We start from the raw sequence: 1,718 nt of genomic DNA, 5'->3' as shown, positions 1-1,718 counted from the left end.
CCCACGAACAGCTTTACGCGACCCACCACGAGGGGCTGCGCCGTTCGCCGACTACTACTCCCCCGCCTGCTCGCGCTCGAACGGCACGCTGCGCGGATTCTGCATGTGCTCCCGCGCCGCGCCGTACTGCTGCTGGCGCTTGCGATGGAAGGCGATGAACTCATCGCGCGGCAACGGCCGCGAGAACAACCAGCCTTGGCCGAACTGCACGTGCTGGCTGTGCACGTAGGCCAGCTGCGCCTCGGTTTCCACGCCTTCGGCCACCAGCCACAGGCCCAGCTCGCGGGCCATGCCGATGATGTGCGGCGTGACCGGGCTGGTCGCGCTTTCGGTGCCGATCGCATCGATGAAGGACTTGTCGATCTTCAGTGCATCCAACGGCAGCTGTTGCAGGTACTGCAGGCTGGAATAGCCGACGCCGAAATCATCGATGGCCACGCTGTGACCTGCGCGTCGCGCCGCCGCCAGCATGGTGCGCGCACGGTCGATATCGAGGAAGCCATGTTCGGTGGCCTCCAGCCAGATCTGCTGCGGCAGGATGCCGCTGCCGGCCATGCGCTGCGAGATCACCTTCAGCGCCCGTCCGCTGCTGATGTCCTCGGCCGCCAGGTTGATGGCGATGTGCGCGCTGCGATCCTCGGCCAGCAGTTCACGCATGTCGGCAACCACGTTCTCGATCACCAGATCGGTGATGGCGGCGATCATCCCGGCCTCTTCGGCCAAGGGAATGAACAGGTCCGGACGCACCTGCGTGCCGTCGGGTCGCTGCCAGCGCACCAGCGCCTCGGCGCCGACGCAGATGCCGGTATCCAGCTCGATGATCGGCTGGTAGTGCAGGTAGAGTTCGCGGCGGCGGATGGCGATGCCCAGTTCGCCGCGCATCGACAGCCGACGTCGCGACAGCCAGATCACCAGGCCGGCACCGGCGGCGGCCATCAGCAGTCCCAATGGCACGAACAACCACGCCTGCTGCCGGAACGTCGCTGCCAGCGCAGTGCGCGGGGCGGTGGCGATCGCCAGCCATTCACCGCTGCGTGCGCTGGCATACAGGGTGCTGCGGTCCAGGCCCTCGCCGGGCTCGCGCAGCAACTGCTGCAACAGGGTCGGGTCCATGCCGTCCTGCTGGGTCAGCAGCCGTCCATCCGGGCTTGCCAGGGCCAGCCGCACGTCTGGATCGACGATGACGTCGACGAAGCGACGGGGGTCGACCAGCACGTCGTACGACCCGTACATGATCGACAGCATCGGCCGCCGGCCCGCCGCCTCGGGGCGTACGTCCACGGTGATGCCGACGCCATCGCTGGTGACGTGGTCCGGCGTGGGCTGGTCCACATCCCGCTGGAACGGCCCCCACGACGTGCAGCGCAGTTTGCCGCCCTCGAAGTAGCCCATCTGGTCGGACGACGGCGTGGTCATCACCAGGGTCTGCATGCGCTGGATGTGTTCGGCCCCGCAGGGAGGCAGCACCGTGGCCTCCGCCGACTTCAATGCCGCCAGTGCTTCCTGGTAGGACACTTCGGTACGGCGCAGGCTGCGCTCGGCGATGGCATGCAGGCGCTGTTGCTCGACGCTGACGGCGCGGTCCCAGGTGGCATAGACCATGACCGCGATCGGCACTGCAGCGGCCAGCACGGCCAGTACGGTGCCGCCGATGATGACCCGCAGTCGGCTCATGACCGGGGCTCCAGAGAGGTGTGCAGGGCTGGGCACATGGGCGG

At 67.9% G+C, this 1,718-nt stretch carries 1 protein-coding gene; it reads right to left on the bottom strand.

Features of this window, described 5'->3' with window-relative positions; all coding sequences use genetic code 11:
* Positions 1-54: 54 nt before the first annotated feature.
* The gene (locus tag GIW57_RS23620; RefSeq protein ID WP_236513152.1) at positions 55-1,674 is read right to left on the bottom strand and encodes an EAL domain-containing protein; all 1,620 of its coding nucleotides are present in this window, start codon (positions 1,672-1,674) and stop codon (positions 55-57) included.
* Between the last annotated feature and the right edge of the window lie 44 nt (positions 1,675-1,718).

Origin of the sequence: Stenotrophomonas sp. PA-6-5C (assembly GCF_021605635.1) — a bacterium.
GTDB classification, from domain to species: domain Bacteria; phylum Pseudomonadota; class Gammaproteobacteria; order Xanthomonadales; family Xanthomonadaceae; genus Stenotrophomonas; species Stenotrophomonas lactitubi.
Note: the sequence above shows the minus strand (reverse complement) of the source record. Positions and strands in the feature narration are given on the sequence as shown.

Bases quoted from the DNA above. Each gene is read 5' to 3' on its own strand.
- GIW57_RS23620 (WP_236513152.1), bottom strand. From the start codon at position 1,674: ATGAGCCGACTGCGGGTCATCATCGGCGGCACCGTACTGGCCGTGCTG.